The organism is Streptomyces sp. NP160 (genome assembly GCF_006335115.1).
In the GTDB taxonomy this organism is placed as follows: Bacteria; Actinomycetota; Actinomycetes; order Actinomycetales; family Quadrisphaeraceae; genus Quadrisphaera.
The window spans coordinates 1-3,462 of the sequence record NZ_VDMJ01000053.1 but is presented as its reverse complement, the minus strand read 5'-3'; the positions used below and the strand labels follow the sequence as shown (position 1 = coordinate 3,462).

The following is a 3,462-nucleotide window of genomic DNA, read 5'->3' as shown; positions in this document are numbered from 1 at the left end:
CGTCGCCTTCCACGAGGAGGCCGCGCGCAGCCGCCGCGGCCTGAAGGCGCGCCTGACCCGGCACCAGGGGTGGTTCTTCCTGCCCCTGCTGCTGCTCGCAGGAGCCAACCTCCACGTCGCCTCCGCCCGCGCCCTGGCCGCGCGCGGCGCCAAGGGCCGCAGGACCGACGTGGCCCTGCTGGCGGCGCACTGGGGGCTGTACCTGACCGGGCTGCTGCTGGTCATGACCCCGCTGCAGGCGCTCGCCTTCGTCGTCGTCCACCTGGCCGTGCTCGGCGTGTGCATGGCCGGCGCCTTCGCCCCCAACCACGTCGGCATGCCCGTCATCGACCGCGGGGCCCGGCTCGACTTCCTGTCCCGGCAGGTGCTCACCTCGCGCAACGTCTCCGGGGGTGCGTGGGTCGACTTCGCCATGGGCGGGCTGAACCGCCAGGTCGAGCACCACCTCTTCCCGAGCATGCCCCGGCCGAACCTGCCACGCGTGCAGCCGATCGTGCGCGCCTTCTGCGACGAGCACGGCATCGCCTACACCGAGCAGACCCTGGTCGGCTCGTACCGCTCGATCATCGGCCACCTCAACCGCGTCGGCCTCAAGGCCGGCGACCCGTTCACCTGCCAGTCCGCGGCCCACCTGCGCGCATGAGGAGCCGCGCCGTCCCAGCCGTCGTCGGCCTGGCTCTGACCCAGCGATCAGGGGAGGTCGCGCCTACCGTGCCCTGCATGGGGGAACACCGGCACGACGGGGTGCACCAGGGCGAGCCGGCGCCGGATCTTGTAGCGCCCCACTCGGGTGAGCCTGACTCCCAGACCGGGCCTGCCGATCAGGCAGAGCCCATCGGCCATCACGCGACCGCTGAGCGGTCGACCGCACCGTCGCTCCTGCAGGAGCGGGACCGCCTGAGCAGGCGAGCCCACGAGCTGCAGGCCGAGCTGGCAGCCGCTGACTCCGATGCGCAGCGCCAAGACCTCGCCCACGACATCGATCACCTCGCTGACCACCTCGACGAAGTCGCTGATGCCCTCGACGCCTTGGCCGACCGCCGCGATGGCGCCGCCGAGGCCCGGGACACCCGAGCGGTGGGTCGCGACACTCTCGCCCGACAGAGCCCACACCTGCCGGCAGAACGTGGAGCAGGAGCCATCGAGCGTCACCACGCCGCCGTGGCCAGGGACTGGGCCGCCAGCGACCGCCAGGAGGCCCGTGAGGACCGCAAGCGCGCCGCCAGCGCCCGCCGCGCCGCCGCAGCAGCGCGCCGACACGCAGCTGGGCACCTCAGTTCCGACGACGGTGGTCAGGAACGGGAGGGGCGCGTCGAGGGCTCCTGAGGTGCGCGAGCCGACGCCGTCGCCCGTGGCCGAGTCCGGCTCCGACGGGGCCTTCCCACGATCGCGACGGCAGCGCGGGCCGGACCAGGGTCAGCTCCATCGGGCTCGGCACCCACCGCAGCATGGCGGGCTCTCCAACGAGCGGTGCCGGAGGTTGAGGTCGCGCCCGTCTGCCATCTAGGAGACGTTGGGTCCATCGACGCTGCTGCGCCGGTCGCCGCAACCGGGGGAACCGTCGTGGAGCTCATGCACAACAGTCACCACCACGCAGGCTGGGCTGTGCTCGACGTCGCAGGTGAGGTCGACGTCTTCACCGCTGAAGCCCTCGCCGAGGCGATCAGGGCGCTGCTACCCCCAGCGCCCGACCCTGCCCCCCACGGGGTGGTCATCGACCTGCTGCAGGTGACCTTCATGGACTCCGCCGGACTGGGCGTCCTGGTCGGTGGCTACCAGCGGGCGCGGCGCAGCGGTCGCGCGCTGCGTCTGACGAGCATCTCCGACCAGCTGCAGATGATGCTGTCCGTCACCGGGCTGACCACCGTGCTGGAGGTCTTCGCCGATGTCGAGACGGCCACCGCCTGAGCCACCCCGCCCTCACTACGAGGCCCTTCGGACTGACCTCCGCGACAGGACTGCGGCACACCGGCGCGGCGGTCTGCACCACGCCCAGCCCGGCCGGGGCGAACACCGACGGGCGAACACAGCGCCGTCGCCCTTGACTGGCACGTGCAGTGCAAAGCCCGCTGCCGCAGGTGGCGGCGGTCGATGAACCGGCCGCCGCCGCCCGCCGCACCCAGCAGCGCACGAGGTGAGCACCGTCGTCGATGACACCGCTGCAGGCCGGGACGGCGACGACGACGACGACGACGACGATCTCGAAGGTGAGCCCTTCTACGACCACGCGCTGCATGCGCTGAGCGCTGCAGCGCTGCGCACACCCCCTGAGGCGCTGGCCGACCGGGTCTGCGCCGTCGCGGTCGACCTGATGGACCTCGACGGGGCCAGCCTGACCACCCAGTACACCCCCACCATGGCGGTGCCCGTCGGAGCCAGCGACCCGATGGCCGCAGCAGCCGAGCAGGCCCAGTTCACCTCCGGCCAAGGACCGTGCCTGCACGCCCTGCGCACCGCAGCGCTGGGCCTGATCACCGACCTGCACGACCCCCAGGACACAGGCCGGCTGCGCTGGCCGACCTACGCGCTGCTGCTCGCGCGAGCCAGTGACTACCGCTGCGTGCTGGCCGTCCCCGTACCGCCTCCCCCACACCCCTGGCCGGGGGTGCGCGAGCCGAGCACCGACCTCGGGCTGCCCGTGGCGCTCACCGTCTACCGCCGCCACCCGCTGATGAGGGCGAGCTCCACCGTCGCCGAAGCCTCCACCGCCGTGGGGGCGCTCCTGAGGAGGACGCACAGCGTCAGCGCCGCGATGAGCGTCGTCCTCAGCCAGATGCCCCCAGCCGAAGGGAGAGCTCGGTCATGGCTGGACGCCCGCACTGCACAGGCGCGGACCTGGGTGTGGCGGGCCGAAGAAGTCCTGCAACGCGCTGACCGATCCCTGAGCCGCGAGGAAGCGCTGGCGGCGCTGCGCACCTACTCGATCTTCGAGGGCCTCACCATCGACGAAGCTGCTGAGATGCTGGTGGCTGGTCGCCTCACCGTCTCTGCCGTTCGAGGACGTACCTGAGGATGTCGATGTCGCCGGGTCGCCGTCGGGACCTGACGCATGAACCTCGAGACGAGGAGGCTGGCAGCCAACCACGTACCGGTCGACGGGACGGCCATCGACATCGAGCAGCTGACCGGTCAGCGATCCATTCTGCGACTGACGACGGCCCAGTGCCAGTGCCAGCGCCCGCGACCCGCAGCGAGGCGAGCGGTCCGCGGTCCTTCATCGGCACATCTGCAGATGAGGCCTGAAACCGTTACGGCAGCAGGCGGACGACGCGCTCCGACAGGTCGGTCAAGCCCTCCAGATGCAACGTCATAGCTGCATCAGCAAGCCCGACCTCGGGCCAAGCGATACGAAGGTCGATCTGCACGTCTCAAGGAAGCTCTCCAATCCAGTAGTGAGGTTCTGCGGTAAAGACCTCACTGCCTCCAGACGAGCTCCCCCCGATGGTGTCTCGCCCCGACTCT

The 3,462-nt window shown here is 71.3% G+C and carries 4 protein-coding genes; 3 read left to right on the top strand and 1 reads right to left on the bottom strand.

Features of this window, described 5'->3' with window-relative positions:
* Positions 1 to 643 (top strand): acyl-CoA desaturase (locus tag FHN55_RS21095; protein WP_139714382.1); only part of this gene is annotated, 643 nt, incomplete at its 5' end.
* A 47-nt stretch (positions 644 to 690) separates the two neighbouring features.
* Here the strand turns inward: FHN55_RS21095 and FHN55_RS21090 are convergent.
* Positions 691 to 1,152, bottom strand: a complete 462-nt coding sequence (locus tag FHN55_RS21090) for a hypothetical protein (protein ID WP_139714381.1) — start codon at positions 1,150 to 1,152, stop codon at positions 691 to 693.
* Between the two features lie 420 nt (positions 1,153 to 1,572).
* On the opposite strand from FHN55_RS21090, the gene FHN55_RS21085 reads away from it, so the two are divergent.
* Positions 1,573 to 1,908 (top strand): STAS domain-containing protein, encoded by a 336-nt coding sequence (locus FHN55_RS21085; RefSeq protein ID WP_139714380.1) that lies wholly within the window; start codon positions 1,573 to 1,575, stop codon positions 1,906 to 1,908.
* 226 nt (positions 1,909 to 2,134) lie between these two features.
* Positions 2,135 to 3,010 carry a hypothetical protein gene (locus FHN55_RS21080; RefSeq protein WP_139714379.1) on the top strand — a complete coding sequence of 292 codons (876 nt, stop codon included), beginning with the start codon at positions 2,135 to 2,137 and terminating at the stop codon, positions 3,008 to 3,010.
* Positions 3,011 to 3,462: the final 452 nt, after the last annotated feature.

Bases quoted from the DNA above. Each gene is read 5' to 3' on its own strand.
- FHN55_RS21085 (WP_139714380.1), top strand. From the start codon at position 1,573: ATGCACAACAGTCACCACCACGCAGGCTGGGCTGTGCTCGACGTCGCA.